This window comes from Vibrio sp. 2033 (genome assembly GCF_033339735.1).
This window is the reverse complement of sequence record NZ_JAWOVC010000036.1, coordinates 1-19,177: the sequence shown is the minus strand read 5'-3', so window position 1 is coordinate 19,177 and position 19,177 is coordinate 1. Positions and strand designations below refer to the sequence as shown.

The window sequence follows — 19,177 nt, the reverse complement described above, 5'->3', positions numbered from 1 at the left end:
GGAGCGACACACGAGGTTCGAACTCGTGACCTCAACCTTGGCAAGGTTGCGCTCTACCAACTGAGCTAGTGTCGCATCAACAACGTTTCCGCTGTTTAGGGCTGCGAATTATAAGAGCATTTTTTTGTGATGCAAGTCCTTCCTTCAAAAAAACTTTATTTTTTTACTGAACGACGAAAAAGCAATCAAAAGCGATATAAATTACAACAATTTGGATCGCAACCTTAACAGTTAAATCTTGAAAATAGTACCTCGATAGTACTTAAGTTCTGCGATGGACTCACGAATGTCGTCCAAGGCCAAATGTGTTCCCTGTTTTGTGAACCCATTTAGCACCTCAGGTTGCCAGCGACGTGCTAGTTCTTTAAGAGTACTAACGTCAACATATCGGTAATGGAAGAACTCTTCCAACTCAGGCATATGCTTGTATAAAAAGCGACGATCCTGCCCAATGCTGTTACCACATATTGGCGACGCCCCTTTCGGCACCCATTTTTCTAAAAATTCAATGGTTTGAGCGACTGCGTCTTGTTCTGAGATTTGACTGTTTCGAACGCGCTCCACCAAACCGCTTGCAGTATGCGTATTAGTACACCAGTCGTCCATTTTCGCCAGTTCTTCTTCCGGCTGATGAATCGCTAACACTGGACCTTCAGCCAAAATATTTAGTTCGCTATCCGTGACAATAGAAGCAATTTCGATGATTTTGTGCGTTTCAGGATCAAGCCCTGTCATCTCTAAATCAACCCAAATTAGGTTTTGATCGCTAAAGGACATGGTTACGCCGCCTATTTGTTTATCGATAAAAGAGGTACTATACCTCAAAATACGAGAAACACGATACTCATACACGGAGCCAAGAGTACGGCTCAACCATTTGAGTAAATTCACATAAAGTACAGAATTGTGGCAAAGAAGAAAAAGTTAACCAAAGGTCAGGTGCGACGCGTACGTAGCAACCAACAAAAGCGTTTGAAGAAGCAAGAAGATTCCATCCAGTGGGATGAAAACATGCTAGGCGCCAGCAAGCAAGGTCTCGTGATCACTCGTTTTGGTCAGCACGCGGACATTGAAGACCTTGAAACAGGCGAAATTCAACGCTGTAACCTCCGCCGTGGTATTGAGTCTCTAGTATCTGGCGATCGTGTTTTATGGCGCGAAGGATTGGAGTCTATGGCGGGCATCTCTGGTGTTGTTGAAGCGGTAGAACCTCGCTCTTCAGTGCTCACTCGTCCAGATTATTACGATGGCCTAAAACCCGTTGCAGCCAATATTGATCAAATGGTCATTGTCTCTTCGGTATTACCAGAGCTATCGCTAAATATTATTGACCGCTATCTCGTTGCATCAGAAACACTGAATATTGCGCCATTGTTGGTCTTAAATAAAGTCGACCTTCTAGAAGCCGATGATCGTGCAATGTATGAAGAATGGCTCAAAGAATATGAACGCATTGGCTATAAAGTGCTCCTGGTCAGCAAGAAGTCTGGAGAAGGCATTGCTGAACTAGAAACCCTGCTGCGTGACCGAATTAATATCTTTGTTGGTCAATCAGGCGTAGGGAAATCCAGCTTAGTCAACGCGTTAATGCCGGAACTAGAGAGCGAAGTGGAAGAAGGCGAAGTCTCTGAGAACTCTGGCTTGGGCCAACACACCACGACGGCTGCACGTTTATACCACATTCCAACGGGTGGCGATTTGATCGACTCACCTGGAGTACGTGAATTTGGTCTTTGGCATTTGGAAGCAGAAGAAGTAACAAAAGCATTCGTGGAATTTCGACCATATTTAGGCGGTTGCAAGTTCCGAGATTGTAAACACAATGATGACCCAGGCTGCCTTCTACGCGAAGCTGTCGAGAACGGGGAAATTAACGAAACTCGCTTTGAAAACTATCATCGCATTTTGGAAAGCATGGTTGAAAACAAAGCAAATCGTCAGTATTCACGTAATAAAAAAGCCGATCTGTAATTGAGTTAAGGCTGTAACTGTGTAAAAAGTCTTCACCTAATACTGACAAGCAAATTAAATTTCAGTAACATCACGCGCCCTAAAGCGCGAATCTAACAGAAGTATCGGAATTAAAGATGGACAAGTTTAAAGTTGGACTGCAGTACTGGATCCCACAACACGGCCTCACTCGCCTAATGGGTAAACTGGCTTCAGCAAAAGCTGGCGGTCTAACAACAGTAGTTATTCGTTGGTTTATCAAACAATACAATGTGAATATGGATGAGGCAAAGCACTCAGATCCTAAGCATTTTAAAACGTTCAACGAGTTTTTCGTTCGTGAGCTAAAAGAAGGCGCACGCCCAATTTCTGAAGGCGAAAACGTCATCACTCATCCAGCCGACGCTTGTGTTAGCCAGTTTGGCCCTATTGAAGATGGTCAACTTATCCAAGCAAAAGGTCATCACTTCTCAGCACAAGAATTGCTGGGCGGTGACGCGAATTTAGCTGACGAATTTAAAGATGGTTCTTTTGCGACATTGTACCTATCTCCGCGCGATTACCACCGTGTACACATGCCATGTGACGGCACTCTGCGCCAAATGATTTACGTACCAGGTGACCTGTTCTCAGTAAACCCTCTGACAGCAGAAAACGTACCAAACCTATTTGCACGTAACGAGCGTGTGGTGTGTATCTTCGATACTGAGTTTGGTCCAATGGCACAGGTGCTTGTTGGTGCGACAATTGTTGGTAGCATTGAGCAAGTATGGGCTGGCACGATCACTCCGCCTCGTGGAAACACTGTCTACAAATGGGATTACCCAGCAGAGGGTGACAAGGCCGTGATCTTGAAAAAAGGCGAAGAGATGGGCCGCTTCAAACTGGGTTCTACTGTTATTAACCTGTTTGCCAAAGACGCGATTGAGTTTGACGCAAGCATGGAAAACGGTAAGCCAACCGTTATGGGCACACCTTACGCCTTAAAAAATTAAGTAAAACACCGTTAAGAGCCCTTTATTCAGGGCTCTTTTTATTGATAAAAAGCAAAACTCCGTTCGAAATTTAGCCTCTATTTCTCAAACTCATACCTGCCTCTAAGACCCTCATTCCACAATCAATTATCCTGCGCTTAGAATGAATATTTAGAGGGGCAGCCAATGCCAAAGATGAGTGTAAACACGTTGGCGAAATTGCTGGTGTGCTTTTTAATTCCGCTCGGTGTTTTGATGATGCCGATCGATGCTATTCCTATTGACGATCTCACTTTAATTCAGCATCGCCTGTTAGCTATTTTTCTTCTTGCTGCCCTACTTTGGGTTCTCGAGCCGGTTCCCGTTTTTGCTACGTCCATTCTTATTATCGCTCTTGAACTGATCATGATATCGGATAAAGGTTTGCATCTATTTCGCAATCCACCAGCGGGGCATGATTTAGGAGAGTTAATTGCTTACACCGATATTTTCTCGGCCTTCTCTTCACCGATCATTATTCTTTTTATGGGTGGTTTTGCTCTTGCGATTGCGGCTTCCAAATACGAGCTCGACAACAACCTCGCCCGAGTTCTATTAAAACCATTCGGCACCCAACCTAAGTTCATCATGCTGGGCTTGATGTTAATTACCGCCGTTTTTTCAATGTTTATGTCCAATACTGCCACGACCGTGATGATGCTAGCCCTGCTTGGCCCCATCGTCGCTTCAGCACCTAAAGGGGATTTAGGCATTAAAGCACTGGTGTTGTGTATTCCAATTGCAGCGAATACAGGCGGCATTGCGACTCCGATAGGCACGCCACCTAATGCGATAGCGCTTCAATATCTCACTGGAGAAAACGCGATAGACTTCCTATCGTGGATGACAATGGGTCTACCCTTTGTGTTGGTACAACTCACTGTAGCTTGGTTCTTGTTGCAAAAGCTGTTTCCGTCTAGCGAACCAGAAATGAAACTAAAGCTAGATGGTACATTCAAAAAGAGCTGGCGTGCGATCGTCGTCTACATCACTTTTGCACTAACCATTTTGCTTTGGATGACAACGAAAGTGCATGGCATGAATACATATGTTGTCGCGATTATCCCACTAGCAGTGTTCACGTTAACGGGCATTATGGGAAAAGAAGAGCTCAAGCTGATTAACTGGGATGTTTTATGGCTGGTTGCCGGTGGTATAGCAATTGGTATTGCCTTAGACAAAACAGGCTTAGCCGAAGCATTAGCGCACGCCATTGATTACAGCCTGCTATCACCATTTGCCGTTGTTTTAGCCCTATCAGTAGTGTGTTGGTTAATGGCGAACTTTATGTCTAATACCGCAACGGCAAACTTATTGATGCCTATTGCTGCCGCTATTGGTACATCCATGCCAAGCCTTATTGCGGTTGGTGGCCTACAAGGTTTACTGGTTGTCGTCGCCTTCTCCGCATCACTTGGCATGATCTTACCGGTTTCCACACCACCAAACTCTTTGGCTTATTCAACAGGCCTCATCGAGAGCAAAGACATGGCGAAAGTAGGCCTGATTCTCGGTTTGATTGGTCTACTTATCGTGTATGGCGCAGTTTTGGTACTGTTTTAATCGAAGAGCTCCATGAAAAAGCGTATTGTCATGGAGTGCTCTCTAGCTACTGCCCTTACAGAGCGGCTTTTACATCCCATAAATTTCGTGCATATTAAGACTCCTCTACTCTACAAGGACGTCGACACATCATGGGTTACGAATGGCTTGCTTTATGCGCCGCTTTTCTGTGGGCAGTTTCTAGCCTAATTTCGGTCATTCCTGCACAACACCTAGGCGCATTTTCTTACAGCCGCTGGCGTATGGGCTGCACAGCCGTGATCTTATCAACAATGGCCTGGATAACTGGCGGCTGGTTAACGGTTTCTTGGGAACATGTAACGCCAATGATGGCCTCAGGACTGATTGGTATTTTTATTGGCGATACCGCTCTATTCGCGTGTTTGAATCGTATGGGGCCAAGACAAGCCGGGTTACTCTTCTCTTGCCACGCCGTGTTCTCTGCCATCTTGGGCTACTTCTTATTTAGCGAAGTCATGACCACAATAGAACTACTGGGCGCATCATTGGTATTTAGCGGCGTGGTGATGGCGATATTCTTTGGCCGAAGAGGTCAAGTGAATAACGTCTTGGAAGACATTAAAGGTAACATCTGGGTGGGTATTGGACTTGGCTTAACCGCAGCAATGTGCCAAGCATTGGGCGGCATCATCGCCAAGCCAGTAATGCAAACCAGTATTGACCCAGTTGCGGCTTCTGCTATTCGAATGATCAGTGCCTTTTTCGCCCACAGCATGTTGTTAATTCTAGGAGTCAAAGTCGCTCGCTCGACGCAACACATTACTTGGCGCATATTTGGTATTACTGCGCTTAATGGTTTCTTGGCGATGGCCGTCGGCATGACGCTAATCTTATACGCACTGCAAGAAGGAAATGTAGGTATGGTTGCACTTCTATCTTCAACCACGCCAATTATGTTGCTACCACTGCTCTGGATTTACACTAAACGCCGACCAAACCGATTTGCATGGTTGGGCGCTGTCCTAGCTGTGATTGGTGCGGGCATTTTGGTTCAGTAACCTTACAGACCAGCCCTTACTGCCAGATACAAAAAAGCCCGAGTTTAAACTCGGGCTTTTGTCATTCGGAGCTGTTAGTTAATTATTTAACTAATACTTCACCCGTCATTTCTGCTGGGATTTCTAGACCAGCTAGAGAAAGCATGGTTGGTGCAAGGTCAGACAGTTTACCGCCTTCTTTGAATTCAACCGCTTTGTCACCTACATAGATTAGAGGTACGGGTAGGTTAGTATGAGCAGTGTGGATGCCGCCAGTTTCAGGGTCGATCATCATTTCTGCGTTACCGTGGTCCGCAGTGATCAATAGTTGACCGCCAACTTCTTTGATTGCTTCAACCACTTTACCCACACTTTCATCTAGAGCTTCGATTGCTTTCTCAGCCGCTTCATAAACGCCAGTGTGACCAACCATATCTGCGTTCGGGTAGTTACAGATGATGGTATCGAACTTACCAGACTTGATAGCCGCAACCATCTTCTCTGTTAGTTCTGGAGAGCTCATTTCAGGCTGCATGTCGTACGTTGCAACTTTTGGTGAAGCAACCAATTGACGCTCTTCGCCTTCGAATTCGTTCTCAACACCACCGTTGAAGAAGAAAGTCACGTGTGCGTATTTCTCTGTTTCAGAGATACGTAGCTGAGTTTGACCTTGTTTAGATAGCCACTCACCGTAAGTGTTTTCTAGAGACGCAGGTGGGAATGCGATAGCTAGAGGGATATCAGCCGCGTATTGAGTCAGCATCACAAAGTTAATTGCTGGGAATGCTGCACGCTCAAAACCGTCAAATGCAGGAACGAATGCACGAGTGATTTGACGTGCACGGTCAGCACGGTAGTTCATGAAGATAACCGCATCGCCATCTTGCATGATTGCGTCTTCTTGACCTTCTGCTTTGATAGCTGTTGCTTTAACGAATTCGTCGTTTTCTTCACGAGCGTAAGCCGCTTCTAGACCTGCAACTGCCGTTTCTGCTGTGAACTCAGCTTTAGCTTGAGTTAGAAGATCGTAAGCAACTTGGACGCGATCCCAGTTGTTGTCACGGTCCATTGCGTAGTAACGACCTACTAGAGAAGCAACGCGGCCTTTACCTAGTTTCGCAAATAGGTCTTGGAAACGTTGTAGTGAGTTTTCAGCACTACGTGGTGGTGTGTCACGGCCGTCTAGGAAGCAGTGTAGGTAGATTTTCTCTGCGCCACGCGCCGCTGCCATTTCAACTGCTGCGTAAATGTGGTCTTCGTGAGAGTGAACACCGCCTGGAGACATCAGGCCCATGATGTGTACTGCTTTTTCAGCTTTCACAGCAGAGTCGATTGCTTCAACTAGCGCAGGCGTTTCTTCGAACTCACCATCAGCAATTGATTTAGTGATACGAGTCAGGTCTTGGTATACAACGCGGCCTGCACCAATGTTAGTGTGACCAACTTCAGAGTTACCCATTTGACCATCAGGAAGGCCAACATCCATGCCTGAAGCAGAGATTAATGTGTGTGGGTTATTCGCAATCAGAGCATCCATTACTGGTGTTTTCGCATTCGCAATTGCGTTACTTGCTGTGTCTTCACGGTAACCGTAACCGTCAAGGATAACTAGAGCCAATGGCTTCTTAGCTGACATAGTGATGACCTCATCAAATTTAAGTAACTTTTGGCGTAGGGCCTCGCTGCCCTATCTAACCTTGAAACAAAACTAGCGTAATTTTACTACACTTTTTAACCAAAACTGTAGGTTAAGATCAAATAATGTTTGCGATTTATTGTTGCTATCTTACAAGTTAAGCGAACAACGAGTCAGTGCCGACAAACGTGTTCCACAAGCATAGTCATTTCTAATACGCTTTGTACACCCCAGTCTAAGTTCGGTTTTCTTACGCTTCTCATTCTTATTTTTGCACTTGAAACAGTGCTAATTTAAAGCAACATCAAACAAGATGGGTTAATACCTATTGTTCTCTTTTCTCAGTAAAACAGAAGTCACTTAAACCGATAAGTCCAATAGGCCAAAGCAATCAAGCTACCAGAGCGAAATGTACGGATAGTAAGGGCATAACGGGTTTATAGAGATCTCAATTATTCGTTAGAAAATTTTAACCCTCTCGCCTAAGAGCCGTAACCTCGCTATACTCCTGCTTTATTTTTCCGCCAACAGCGTAAGAGCTCAAGACATGCAAGAGTACATTGAATTTTTCCAACAGAACATGATTCTATCTTTGGTTTGGGTAGGTCTTCTTGTCGCCTTTATCATGAACATCGTGAAATCAGCGACAGCCGCATACAAAGAAATCAACGTAAACCAACTGACTCATCTTATGAACCGTGAAAACGGCGTTGTAGTGGATATCCGTACCAAAGACGAGTTCAAAAAAGGTCATATCACCGACTCACTTCACATTTTACCGTCAGACATCAAAGCGGGTAACTTGGGTAGCCTTGAAAACCACAAATCAGACCCAATCATTGTGGTATGTAAGACAGGACAGACCGCTCAAGAAAGCGCAAACCTACTAGTAAAAGCTGGCTTCGAAAACGTGAGCCTACTAAAAAATGGTTTGATTGCGTGGAACGAAGCGAACCTGCCGTTAGTTCGCGGTAAGAAGTAGGAACGTGGCAAGAACGAAAGTTCGCGTTTAAACGCGCTTTTACCAAGCCTCGCGGACAAAAAACTGAGCAAATTGAAAGCAGTTGGAGCACTAAGTTGTGACGCTTTGCACGTAATACACGCTTCATCTAGTCAAGGTAGATTGGCTCAGTTAGTCTCAGGACATACCAGTTTTCTGAGCTTAGACGTTTCTAGGCTCAACAAATATTGATTTAAGGATTAAAAAATGGCTGAAGCAGCACCTCAAGACGCACAACAAAACTTCGCAATTCAACGCATCTTCCTAAAAGACGTTTCTTTTGAAGCGCCGAACTCTCCAGTAATTTTCCAGAAAGAGTGGAACCCAGACGTTAAACTAGACCTAGACACTCAAAGCCGTGAGCTTGGTGAAGGCGTTTACGAAGTTGTTCTACGCCTAACCGTTACTGTGAAGAACGAAGAAGAGACTGCGTTCCTATGTGAAGTTCAACAAGGTGGTATCTTCACTGCTGAACAAATGGAAGCTGGTCAACTTGCACATTGCCTAGGCGCATTCTGCCCGAACATCCTATTCCCATACGCTCGTGAAACTATCTCAAGCCTAGTCGTTAAAGGTACGTTCCCTCAACTGAACCTAGCGCCAGTAAACTTTGACGCGCTATTCATGAACTACCTACAACAGCAAGCTCAACAAGGCGAAGCTGAAGCGTAATTCACGTTTTATAAGTGACGAATAGCCACAGTGCTGACGTCACCGACTCAAATAAAATGCACAGAGCGTCTACCATCCGATGCAATGTGCATTTTTTATTTCTGACAAAAGTTCCTAGTTCCTAATCGCCAGAAGGCGTAAAATTTGACGATTAGGAACTAGATTCTACTAGTAGCAAGACAATTAGGCGGTAGCATGACACAAGCAAATACAAACAATGCTTACGGTAAAGACATCGCAATGACTGTGATTGGCGCAGGCTCATACGGCACCTCTTTGGCAATTTCACTCGCTCGTAACGGCGCGAACGTTGTCCTTTGGGGACACGAGCCAGAGCACATGGCTCGCCTAGAAGCAGACCGAGCTAACCATGCCTTCTTACCAGGTGTTGATTTCCCTGAAAGCTTGATCATTGAATCGGATTTAGAAAAAGCCGTTCAAGCAAGCCGAGATTTGTTGGTTGTGGTTCCAAGCCATGTCTTTGGCATCGTGCTAAACAGCTGTAAACCATTCTTGCGCGAAGACTCTCGCATCTGTTGGGCAACCAAAGGGCTTGAACCTGAAACGGGGCGCCTGCTGAAAGACGTCGCTTATGACATTATCGGTGAAAACTACTCACTAGCAGTATTGTCTGGCCCAACGTTTGCGAAAGAGCTCGCAATGGGTATGCCGACTGCAATTTCAGTTGCGTCTCCAGATTCTGAATTTGTTGCGGATCTACAAGAAAAAATCCACTGTAGCAAAACCTTCCGCGTATATGCCAATAGTGACTTTATTGGTATGCAATTGGGCGGCGCTGTGAAAAACGTTATTGCGATTGGTGCGGGTATGTCTGATGGTATTGGTTTTGGCGCCAACGCCCGTACTGCATTAATTACTCGTGGCTTGGCTGAAATGAGTCGCCTTGGTGCTGCGCTGGGTGCACAGCCAGAAACCTTTATGGGCATGGCAGGTTTAGGCGATCTTGTCCTGACATGTACCGATAACCAATCACGTAACCGACGCTTTGGCTTGGCATTAGGCCAAGGTAAAGACGTTGATACGGCTCAAGAAGAAATTGGCCAAGTGGTTGAGGGTTACCGCAATACAAAAGAAGTATGGCTACTCTCTCAACGTATGGGTGTTGAGATGCCGATAGTTGATCAAATTTATCAAGTATTGTATCAAGGAAAAGATGCGCGCTTAGCAGCGCAAGATTTACTTGCTCGTGACAAAAAAGCCGAAGGAAAGTAGCAATCTACCGCCCTTTGCAGCTCATCTGAGAAAAATTGAAGTTGTCGGGTCACGGAAGAACCACTCTGGATATTGAGAATGAAACACTGCGAAAAACAAAAAGTCTGGAACAAAATTGTCTCAGAAGCCCGTGAAATGTCAGAACAAGAGCCTATGCTGGCGAGCTTCTATCATGCCACCATTATCAAGCATGAAAGTTTGTGTGCCGCTCTGAGTTATATTCTGGCTAACAAATTGAACACCGCTTCCATGCCAGCGATGGCTGTGCGTGAAGTGGTTGAAGAAGCCTTTGCGGCAGATCCAACCATCACTGACGGCGCGGCTTGTGATATTTGTGCCACGGTCAATCGCGACCCTGCTGTTTCAATGTACTCAATGCCATTGCTGTACCTAAAAGGCTATCACGCACTGCAAGGCTACCGAGTAGCAAACTGGCTGTGGAAGCAAGGTCGTCACGCTCTTGCGACTTACCTACAAAATCAGATTTCGGTAGCATGTCAGGTCGATATCCACCCTGCAGCGCGCATTGGTAGTGGCATCATGCTCGACCATGCAACAGGCATCGTGATTGGTGAAACTGCCGTGGTCGAAAACGACGTGTCTATACTGCAAGATGTCACCCTTGGTGGTACTGGTAAAGAATGCGGTGATCGTCACCCGAAAATTCGCGAGGGTGTGATGATCGGAGCTGGTGCAAAGATTCTTGGCAATATCGAAGTCGGTGAAGGCGCGAAAATCGGATCTTGCTCTGTGGTATTGCAAGCCGTGCCTCCTCACACAACGGTGGCTGGCGTGCCTGCAAAAATCGTCGGACGTCCAAAAACGGACAAACCCTCTCTCGATATGGATCAAGGCTTTAACGGCAAGTCGCAAAGCTTTATCCATGGAGATGGTATTTAATCGTCAACAAACCTTTTTGACAACAACGTGGTAGGTAACTCTCAAGTGCGAAAACAAAATCACCCTGTTCTACGCTCGGCTATTTTATTAACTTGTGCTTTATCTGCCACTTATCCCATTACCTCCTCTGCTGTGAGTCAGCAAGAGCTCAAAGGCGTATCCAGTGAGATAAGCCGTCAGCGCAAATCGCTCTCTTCCCAAGAAAAGCAGCTCAATGAGTTACAGAAATCATTAAAAGATCAAGAGCTTGGTATTTCTAAGCTTGAGCGTGAAATACGACAAACCAAGTCTAACCTCGCACAAGCAGACAAAAACATAGAAAACCTAGAAGAGAAAATTGCCTTGCAAGAAGCACAGCGTCAAGAGCAAGAAGAAGAACTCAAACAGCTGCTGCAAACGTATTACGTAACCGAGCGAGCGAAGGCCAATGGTCACTTGTTAAATCAAGGTGTGGAAGAAGACCGCATGAGCCAATACTTCCAGCATTTAGCTAAAGCACGTGCTGAAGTGATTGATGCGATCACCAAAATAACCCAAGAATTAGCGCACAACAAAAACCAACTCGAGCTAGAAAAAGAGCAAATCGAGACTCTGCTCAAGCAGCAATCCGAAAAACGTACAGCGCTAGCGAGTACACAATCCAAGCGTAAGCAAACCCTGAATAAAATTCAGAGCAGTATCAAGAATGACAAACGCTACTTAGCCGAGCTGCAACGCAACGAAACCCGTTTAAAAGCAGAGATCGCCAAAGCAGCGAAGCGTAATGCGGTGCCAATGGACGGACTCGGCAAACAGCGCGGTAAGCTGCCTTGGCCACTCAAAGGCAGTGTGTTACACAACTTTGGTACGCGACAAACCGGGCAGGTAAACTGGAAGGGCATGGTGCTGTCTGCCAACTATGGTCAACAAGTGAAAGCCGTTTATCCTGGAACTGTCGTATTTGCGGAGTATCTGCGCGGATACGGTTTAGTGGTACTGCTCGACCACGGCAAAGGTGACATGACCCTCTATGGTTACAACCAAGCCTTAACTAAAAAAGAAGGCGACCGAGTCACCGCCGGCGAAGTGATTGCTCTCGCGGGTGATACAGGTGGTCAAGACAGACCATCGCTGTACTTTGAAATTCGTCGTAATAGTGAAGCGCAGAATCCGAAATCTTGGTTAAAACGCTGATTATCTGACTCATAGACTTATAATAAAAAAGGAGCCACTCGGCTCCTTTTTTGTATTCATATTTTGGAAAATGCTATGCGTAGTAGGTTTCTACCGCATCAATAAAAGCATTCACATCATCTTTGCTTAACGCGTTGATTCCTGCCGCCGCCTCTCGCCCCCCACCTGTCGGGAACTGACCACACACGGCAACGGCACCTTGTTTATTGTTTAATGGGGCGCGGAGTGAAACCGTATAAGTACCATCTGCATTTTCAGTAAGTACCGCATGCGCAGAGTCAGGGGTTTGGTTTGCTAGCCAGTTGCCATAAACACCACTGATTCGGCGTGATGCCGCCGTGTTTGGTAACTCAAACAACTTCAGCTTACCACTCTCATACATGGCAGGCACTGCGAGAGCCGCCTCCATGTCTTGTTGGTAAGCCGATTGCAATTGGTAGTATGGCGAGGCCGTATCTTCAATAGCTTCAAATGGTGACGTGTACTTCAGCAAAGCTCGGTACAGCTCCGCAGGGTGAAAGTGTAAATCTTCGACCTTCGATCCGTAGCCGTTGTAGTTAATTAAAGTACCCAGCTCTTTTAGCTGCTCTTTCTGTTGCTGCAACAAGCCCGCGTTATTCGCTAACTCATCGGCTTTAGCAATCATGTTATCGCCATAAGCCGCCGTAATCGCCCAGTCATGAAAACGCCCATCAAGCAACTTATCGACAATCAACGCCGTGCACATGTTGGCATCGAGATCGATGTGCGCATCCAAATTACCATGCTGAGGAATGTCGCCCGCTTTGTGATGATCGGCGTAAAAGACGTGCGCGCCTTGAGCCAAAGCTTGCTCTAGACCTGCCATGTTCTTTTCCATCGAAATGTCTAACACAGTCAGCTCATCACCCGCTTGCACGTCTACTTTTTCCACCAGCTTGATGTCGCGCTTTACACCGGTTATTAACTGGGCATCGACAGGATCAGCCAAACGCAATTGTAGAAGAGCAATGATGCCATCAGCATCACCATTAAAAATGTCGTAATTCATGGGGCGATAGTTCCTTTATCGAGAATCTTATCCCTGCAAGGGTTTTTAGCGTATGGGACTATTGTGCGTGGCATATTTGACAAGTCAACTCGAGCCACGACTCGAAAATGAGAGTGACTCTCGAAATATTAAGCAGTTTGACGTTTAACTGTGTAGATTGCTAACCGCATCTTCTAATAACAGTAGCTGCTCTAAGCCCTGCTCAGTTGCTAATGGCTTAACGACACTAAGCATCTGCAACATCCCTTGCTTCACCATTTGCTCGGTAATGTTGGTTTTTGAAGCCATCGCGGATTGATACGCCAACCAACTACACGCAATCAAGTGCAATGTACATACCAATGACTTCAACTGTTGTTGATCGACATTCAACAGCTTCATCGTTACGAACTCTTGCATAATAGCAATGAGGTTCGCTTGCAGCTTCTCTTGCACATCGATGTACTGTTCGTGTAGCTGTTCATCTCGTGACAAGATTTCTGGTAAGTTTGCGTAGAAAAAGCGGTATTTCCACATCAAGGTAAAAATAGAGTCTAGGTAGCTCTTCAGCATAGTCAGGCTCTCTTGCGAACCTTGAATAGGGGTAAATCTTTCTAAAAGTTCTGCTGAATAAAGCGCAAAGATCTCGCGAACGATTTCTTGCTTATTGCGGAAGTGGTAATACAGATTACCAGGGCTAATTTCGATGTGATCGGCAATGTGATTGGTGGTGATGTTGCGCTCACCATGTTGGTTGAACAACTCCAGTGCCGCGTAGACGATTTTGTCGCGCGTTTTCATTGTTATCGTGTTCCCTCTTCATTAACGAATCGAGTATAGCGACTTCACCAACCTAGGTCGATAGAGGCTCCAAATACGGTAACATAACAGACCAGTTAAGATGCCAGTTGAGTTGGCGACAAGGTCTAACCAAGAAGTTTGTCGCCCTACATACCCTTGCAACCACTCAATAACGGCGCTGAATAGCAAAATACTAATCGCCACCGCCCAACGTTGACGCCAACGCCACACGCAAAAACAACCTAAAAACGCAAAGCCGCTGTACGCCATAGCGTGCTGCATTTTGTCGAGATACGCGATATTGCCCCAGTCTTGCAGTTCACCTGAACTCAGAGATAAAAAAGCGATCAATATGGCGTAGCTAAAGATGACGAAACGTGCAGCCGTCAGGTTCATTGGACGTCCTTATGCAATTGGAAATGGAAAGGCCGTCACTTGATCAATGTGGTCACAGCCTAGCGCCAGCATGATCAAACGATCGATACCCAACGCGACCCCTGCACAATCTGGCAACCCTGCTTCCAGTGCAGAGATCAGATGATAATCGATCGGCTGTGGTTTTAAACCCATTTCGATACGCTTTGCGTTATCTTGTTCAAAGCGCGCTAATTGCTCTTTCGGGTTATCCAGTTCATGAAATCCGTTCGCCAGCTCTATCCCCTTAAAGTACACTTCAAAACGATCCGCGACGCGATGATCTTGAGGATTGATTTTCGCAAGCGCCGCCTGTGATGAAGGGAAGTCGTACACAAAAGCCGGCACGTCCTGACCAATTTTGTTTTCTACTCCCACGCTAAATAGTAGTTGCAGCAGCGTATCGCGATCTTCTTCTGGCTCAGCAATGTCACTCAAACCCAGCTTGCTTGCCGCCGCTTTCAGCTCAGTCATCGAGCCTTCCAGTGGACACACACCCAACACATCAATGAAGGCTTGCTGATACGTCATGCGCTGCGCTGCGCCACACTTCAATACCAGCTGCAACAGGTCATCCATTTCATCCATCAATTTATGATGGTCAAAGCCAACGCGATACCACTCCAACATCGTGAATTCAGGGTTGTGGTAGCGACCATTCTCTTCATTACGAAATGCTTTGTTGATTTGATAAATACAACCGCTGCCCGCAGCCAAAAGGCGCTTCATATGGAATTCTGGGCTGGTCATAAAAAACAGCTTACTGCCATCGGCATAGCCTGGGCCAACAAACTCGGTTTGGAAAGTATGCAAATGGATGTCAGTCACGGTTGCGTGACTCATGGCTGGCGTATCGACTTCCATCACCTGTCGGTCAGCGAAGAATTGTCGAATCGACGCGATTAACGTCGCACGTTGACGAAGTTGGTCAATGGAAGCAGTAGGTTGCCAGTTGGTTTGCATAACAAGTCTCTCAAACTTTAATTCAGCGAGGAAAGCCTCATTCTACATGCTTTTTACTCTTCAAGAAGAGAGGAATATCCCTTCTTCTTTTTACTAATGTGCTCGCAAATTTGAGGCAAGCATTACTCGTGCCGCAGAACAAAAAACACTCAGTTAAAATCCTATTATCCATGCGGTTAATGTCACGCAACACGGGTTTAACATCCCTAATGTTAATGCTTGAGGGCCAAAACCTCGATGCCGTGATAGCAGTCACATAACCTATAAATTCTATGCCCTTAAGTGCATTACCGAAGCAAAAACCCAATTACATCAATTTTTCTGCCATGTGGCTCATCTACACTAACCCTACTACTTTTGGGGAGTTCTTTTTAAGGAGCGCCTCGTAATGACAATAACAAGCGGATTTCCGCAATCACACACTGGAGGATAACTGTGCAAATTATCACCACAGATATCGCAGTCATCGGCGCAGGCGGCGCTGGTCTTCGTACTGCTATTGCAGCGGCTGAAGCAAACCCAGACTTAGAAGTCGCTCTGATTTCTAAAGTTTATCCAATGCGCTCCCACACGGTCGCTGCAGAGGGTGGCTCAGCAGCAGTTATCAAGGATGAAGATAGCTTAGACAACCACTTCAACGACACTGTTGGCGGTGGTGACTGGCTATGTGAACAGGATGTTGTTGAATACTTTGTAGAGAACGCGACTCGCGAAATGATCCAAATGGAGCAATGGGGTTGCCCATGGAGTCGTAAAGAGAACGGTGAAGTCAACGTACGCCGCTTTGGTGGTATGAAGGTTGAACGTACTTGGTTCGCTGCAGACAAAACTGGCTTCCACATGCTTCATACGCTATTCCAGACATCAATGAAGTACAGCAACATCAAACGTTTTGATGAGTACTTTGTGGTGGATCTGCTTGTTGATGAAGGCGAAGTTCAAGGTCTGATTGCTATTCACATGTCTGAAGGCGAGCTTGTTACTATCAAAGCAAAATCTGTTGTTCTAGCAACAGGTGGCGCGGGCCGTGTTTACCACTGTAACACCAACGGCGGTATCGTAACGGGCGATGGTATGGCAATGGCTTACCGTCACGGCGTTCCTCTACGTGATATGGAATTCGTTCAATACCACCCAACCGGTCTTCCAGGCACAGGTATCCTGATGACGGAAGGTTGTCGTGGTGAAGGCGGTATCATCGTTAACAAGAATGGCTACCGTTACCTACAAGATTACGGCATGGGCCCTGAAACTCCAGTTGGCCAACCGAAGAACAAATACATGGAACTGGGTCCTCGTGACAAAGTTTCTCAAGCTTTCTGGCACGAACAACAGAAAGGCAACACCATCAAACACCCACTGGGTGACGTGGTGCACCTAGACCTTCGCCACCTTGGTGAAGTGTACCTACAAGAACGTCTACCGTTCATCTGTGAGCTAGCAAAAGCTTATGTAAACGTGGACCCTGCAAAAGAGCCAATTCCAATTCGTCCAACCGTTCACTACACCATGGGTGGTATTGAAACGGACGGCGGTTGTGAAACTCGCATTAAAGGCCTATTCGCGGTGGGTGAATGTGCGTCTGTTGGTCTTCACGGTGCAAACCGTCTAGGGTCTAACTCACTGGCTGAGTTCGTGGTATTTGGCCGCGTAGCGGGTGAAAATGCAGTGAAACGCGCAGTAGAATTCAAAGGTTGGAACGACGCGGCAATTGACACGCAAGTCAAAGCCGTTGAAGAGCGCATCGCGAAACTGATGAACCAAGAAGGCGACGAAAACTGGGCAGAAATACGCACAGAAATGGGCCACACCATGGAAGCGGGCTGTGGTATCTACCGCCAAGAAGATTTGATGCAAGCGACTATCGACAAAATCACTGCGTTGAAAGAACGCTACAAACGCATCAGCATCAAAGACAAAGGTAAAGTGTTCAACACAGACCTTCTATACGCAATCGAAGTGGGTTACGGCCTAGAAGTCGCAGAAGCGATGGTTCACTCTGCGATTCTACGTAAAGAGTCGCGCGGCGCGCACCAACGTCTAGACGACGGTTGTACAGAACGTGATGACGTGAACTTCCTAAAACACTCACTTGCTTTCTACAAGCCAGAGTCAGCACCAAGTATCGATTACAGCAATGTGACCATCACTAAGTCACAGCCAAAAGCTCGTCTATACGGTGAAGCAGCAGAAAAAGCAGCGGCTGAAGAGAAGAACGCAGAGGAGCAAGCATAATGTCAGCAAATCGCATTCAAAAAGTAGACATCCTGCGTTACGACCCAGAAAAAGATGCAGAACCATACAAGCAAACATTCGAAGTCCCATTCGATGAAACCATGTCTGTACTTGACGCACTTGGTTACATCAAAGACCACCTAGACAAAGATCTGTCTTACCGTTGGTCTTGCCGTATGGCGATCTGTGGTTCTTGCGGCATCATGGTGAACAACGTACCGAAACTTGCTTGTAAGAGCTTCCTACGTGACTACCCAGACGGCGTGACTATCGAGCCTCTAGCGAACTTCCCAATCGAGAAAGACTTGATTGTTGATATGACGCCATTCATCGAGCGCCTAGAAGCAATCAAACCATACATCATTGGTAACGATCGTAAACCAGAAGACGGTACGAACTTGCAAACGCCAGAACAAATGGCGAAATACAAACAGTTTGCTGGCTGTATCAACTGTGGTCTGTGCTATGCAGCATGTCCTCAGTTTGGTCTTAACCCAGAGTTCATCGGTCCTGCTGCACTAACGCTAGCCCACCGCTACAACCTAGACAGCCGTGACAACGGTAAAGATGAGCGCATGAAGCTTATCAACGGTGAAAACGGTGCTTGGGGTTGTACGTTTGTTGGTTACTGTTCTGAAGTTTGTCCGAAGAACGTTGACCCAGCAGCGGCAGTAAACCAAGGCAAAGTGGAGTCTTCTATGGACTTCGTGATTGCTATGTTGAAACCTGATGGTTCACCAAAGAAAGTGGAGGCATAAGGATGAGCAATCGTAAACCTTACGTTCGAGAAGTAAAACGCACTTGGTGGAAGAACCATCCTTTCTACCGCTTCTACATGCTACGTGAAGCGACGGTGCTTCCGTTAATCCTATTCACTCTGTTCCTAACTTTCGGTTTAGGTTGCTTGGTGAAAGGTCCTGAAGCATGGCAAGGTTGGTTAGCGTTCATGGCGAACCCAATCGTAGTCGCAATCAACATCGTTGCACTACTCGGTAGCCTATTCCACGCTCAAACTTTCTTCAGCATGATGCCACAAGTAATGCCAATTCGTTTGAAAGGCAAACCCGTGGACAAGAAGATCATCGTATTGACTCAGTGGGCCGCGGTTGCGTTCATCTCACTGATCGTTCTCATCGTGGTGTAAGGAGCTGAGCAATGAAACCGAATTATAGTGTAAACACATCACCAAAACGTTCTGATGAGCCAATCTGGTGGGGTCTGTTTGGCGCAGGTGGTACTTGGTTCGCGATGATCACGCCAATCACCGTTCTTGTGCTAGGTATCTTGGTCCCACTAGGCGTGATTGACGCAGAAGCGATGAGCTACGAGCGTGTCTCTGCCTTCGCAACCAGCATCATCGGTGCGCTATTCATCATTGGCACGCTAGCATTGCCAATGTGGCATGCAATGCACCGTGTACACCACGGCATGCACGACCTTAAATTCCACACTGGTGTGATTGGTAAAATTGCATGCTATGCATTTGCAGGCCTCATCACTGCACTAGCAGTTATCTTTATCTTCATGATTTAAGAGACTGATGACCCGTCCTGATATGGGTTGACACTTTTTAACTAAAACGCTCGATGTACTTCATCGGGCGTTTTGTATTTTAAA

Annotated in this window: 19 protein-coding genes and 1 tRNA gene; 13 read left to right on the top strand and 7 right to left on the bottom strand. The window is 46.3% G+C overall.

Annotated elements, in window-relative coordinates; all coding sequences use genetic code 11:
* Positions 1 to 2: 2 nt before the first annotated feature.
* Positions 3 to 75, bottom strand: a tRNA-Gly gene (locus tag R7P74_RS23320).
* A gap of 156 nt (positions 76 to 231) precedes the next feature.
* A complete protein-coding gene (gene orn, locus R7P74_RS23315) occupies positions 232 to 777 on the bottom strand; it encodes an oligoribonuclease (protein WP_017635574.1) in 546 nt (181 codons plus the stop codon).
* 129 nt (positions 778 to 906) lie between these two features.
* Here orn and rsgA point away from each other — a divergent pair, with 129 nt between their 5' ends.
* The 4 genes from rsgA to R7P74_RS23295 all read left to right on the top strand — a co-directional run bounded on the left by rsgA (position 907) and on the right by R7P74_RS23295 (position 5,545).
* Positions 907 to 1,971: a small ribosomal subunit biogenesis GTPase RsgA gene (gene rsgA / locus R7P74_RS23310; protein WP_005386419.1), complete on the top strand. Its 1,065-nt coding sequence runs from the start codon at positions 907 to 909 to the stop codon at positions 1,969 to 1,971.
* Between the two features lie 116 nt (positions 1,972 to 2,087).
* Entirely contained in the window at positions 2,088 to 2,945 is an 858-nt protein-coding gene (asd, locus tag R7P74_RS23305) for an archaetidylserine decarboxylase (protein WP_318123216.1), read from the top strand.
* 165 nt (positions 2,946 to 3,110) lie between these two features.
* A complete protein-coding gene (locus R7P74_RS23300) occupies positions 3,111 to 4,526 on the top strand; it encodes an SLC13 family permease (RefSeq protein ID WP_005386418.1) in 1,416 nt (471 codons plus the stop codon).
* Positions 4,527 to 4,657: 131 nt separating this feature from the next.
* Complete coding sequence (locus R7P74_RS23295) at positions 4,658 to 5,545, top strand: DMT family transporter (RefSeq protein WP_262634474.1); 888 nt, start codon at positions 4,658 to 4,660, stop codon at positions 5,543 to 5,545.
* Between the two features lie 82 nt (positions 5,546 to 5,627).
* Here R7P74_RS23295 and gpmM read toward each other — a convergent pair whose 3' ends face one another.
* Positions 5,628 to 7,160 carry a 2,3-bisphosphoglycerate-independent phosphoglycerate mutase gene (gene gpmM, locus R7P74_RS23290; protein ID WP_137282419.1) on the bottom strand — a complete coding sequence of 511 codons (1,533 nt, stop codon included), beginning with the start codon at positions 7,158 to 7,160 and terminating at the stop codon, positions 5,628 to 5,630.
* A 547-nt stretch (positions 7,161 to 7,707) separates the two neighbouring features.
* Between gpmM and R7P74_RS23285 the strand changes: the two genes are divergently transcribed.
* The 5 genes from R7P74_RS23285 (at position 7,708) to R7P74_RS23265 (ending at position 12,138) form a co-directional block, all read left to right on the top strand.
* Entirely contained in the window at positions 7,708 to 8,142 is a 435-nt protein-coding gene (locus tag R7P74_RS23285; RefSeq protein WP_005386415.1) for a rhodanese-like domain-containing protein, read from the top strand.
* Positions 8,143 to 8,367: 225 nt separating this feature from the next.
* Positions 8,368 to 8,832: a protein-export chaperone SecB gene (secB, locus tag R7P74_RS23280; protein ID WP_005386410.1), complete on the top strand. Its 465-nt coding sequence runs from the start codon at positions 8,368 to 8,370 to the stop codon at positions 8,830 to 8,832.
* A gap of 195 nt (positions 8,833 to 9,027) precedes the next feature.
* Entirely contained in the window at positions 9,028 to 10,065 is a 1,038-nt protein-coding gene (gene gpsA / locus R7P74_RS23275; protein ID WP_005381474.1) for an NAD(P)H-dependent glycerol-3-phosphate dehydrogenase, read from the top strand.
* A gap of 78 nt (positions 10,066 to 10,143) precedes the next feature.
* Positions 10,144 to 10,965 (top strand): serine O-acetyltransferase, encoded by an 822-nt coding sequence (gene cysE, locus R7P74_RS23270; protein ID WP_005381475.1) that lies wholly within the window; start codon positions 10,144 to 10,146, stop codon positions 10,963 to 10,965.
* A gap of 27 nt (positions 10,966 to 10,992) precedes the next feature.
* Positions 10,993 to 12,138, top strand: a complete 1,146-nt coding sequence (locus R7P74_RS23265; protein WP_005381476.1) for a murein hydrolase activator EnvC family protein — start codon at positions 10,993 to 10,995, stop codon at positions 12,136 to 12,138.
* Between the two features lie 73 nt (positions 12,139 to 12,211).
* Here the strand turns inward: R7P74_RS23265 and R7P74_RS23260 are convergent, their stop codons facing one another.
* The 4 genes from R7P74_RS23260 to epmA form a co-directional block, all read right to left on the bottom strand.
* A complete protein-coding gene (locus tag R7P74_RS23260; protein ID WP_137282420.1) occupies positions 12,212 to 13,168 on the bottom strand; it encodes a DHH family phosphoesterase in 957 nt (318 codons plus the stop codon).
* Positions 13,169 to 13,312: 144 nt separating this feature from the next.
* A complete protein-coding gene (locus R7P74_RS23255) occupies positions 13,313 to 13,948 on the bottom strand; it encodes a TetR/AcrR family transcriptional regulator (protein ID WP_318123215.1) in 636 nt (211 codons plus the stop codon).
* A 21-nt stretch (positions 13,949 to 13,969) separates the two neighbouring features.
* Positions 13,970 to 14,344, bottom strand: coding sequence for a VanZ family protein (locus R7P74_RS23250; protein WP_017635567.1), 375 nt, complete (start codon positions 14,342 to 14,344; stop codon positions 13,970 to 13,972).
* A gap of 9 nt (positions 14,345 to 14,353) precedes the next feature.
* Positions 14,354 to 15,325: an elongation factor P--(R)-beta-lysine ligase gene (gene epmA / locus R7P74_RS23245; RefSeq protein ID WP_239932869.1), complete on the bottom strand. Its 972-nt coding sequence runs from the start codon at positions 15,323 to 15,325 to the stop codon at positions 14,354 to 14,356.
* Between the two features lie 435 nt (positions 15,326 to 15,760).
* Here epmA and frdA point away from each other — a divergent pair, with 435 nt between their 5' ends.
* From frdA to frdD, 4 genes are read left to right on the top strand one after another with little or no spacing between them, the layout of a single operon-like run.
* Complete coding sequence (gene frdA, locus R7P74_RS23240; protein ID WP_318123214.1) at positions 15,761 to 17,560, top strand: fumarate reductase (quinol) flavoprotein subunit; 1,800 nt, start codon at positions 15,761 to 15,763, stop codon at positions 17,558 to 17,560.
* On the top strand, positions 17,560 to 18,318 hold the full coding sequence (locus R7P74_RS23235; protein ID WP_005381489.1) for a succinate dehydrogenase/fumarate reductase iron-sulfur subunit: 759 nt from the start codon (positions 17,560 to 17,562) through the stop codon (positions 18,316 to 18,318). Before frdA ends, R7P74_RS23235 begins: the two co-directional genes overlap by 1 nt.
* Positions 18,319 to 18,320: 2 nt before the next feature.
* Positions 18,321 to 18,704 (top strand): fumarate reductase subunit FrdC, encoded by a 384-nt coding sequence (gene frdC / locus R7P74_RS23230; RefSeq protein WP_005381491.1) that lies wholly within the window; start codon positions 18,321 to 18,323, stop codon positions 18,702 to 18,704.
* Positions 18,705 to 18,715: 11 nt separating this feature from the next.
* Positions 18,716 to 19,093 (top strand): fumarate reductase subunit FrdD, encoded by a 378-nt coding sequence (gene frdD, locus R7P74_RS23225; protein WP_005381493.1) that lies wholly within the window; start codon positions 18,716 to 18,718, stop codon positions 19,091 to 19,093.
* Positions 19,094 to 19,177: the final 84 nt, after the last annotated feature.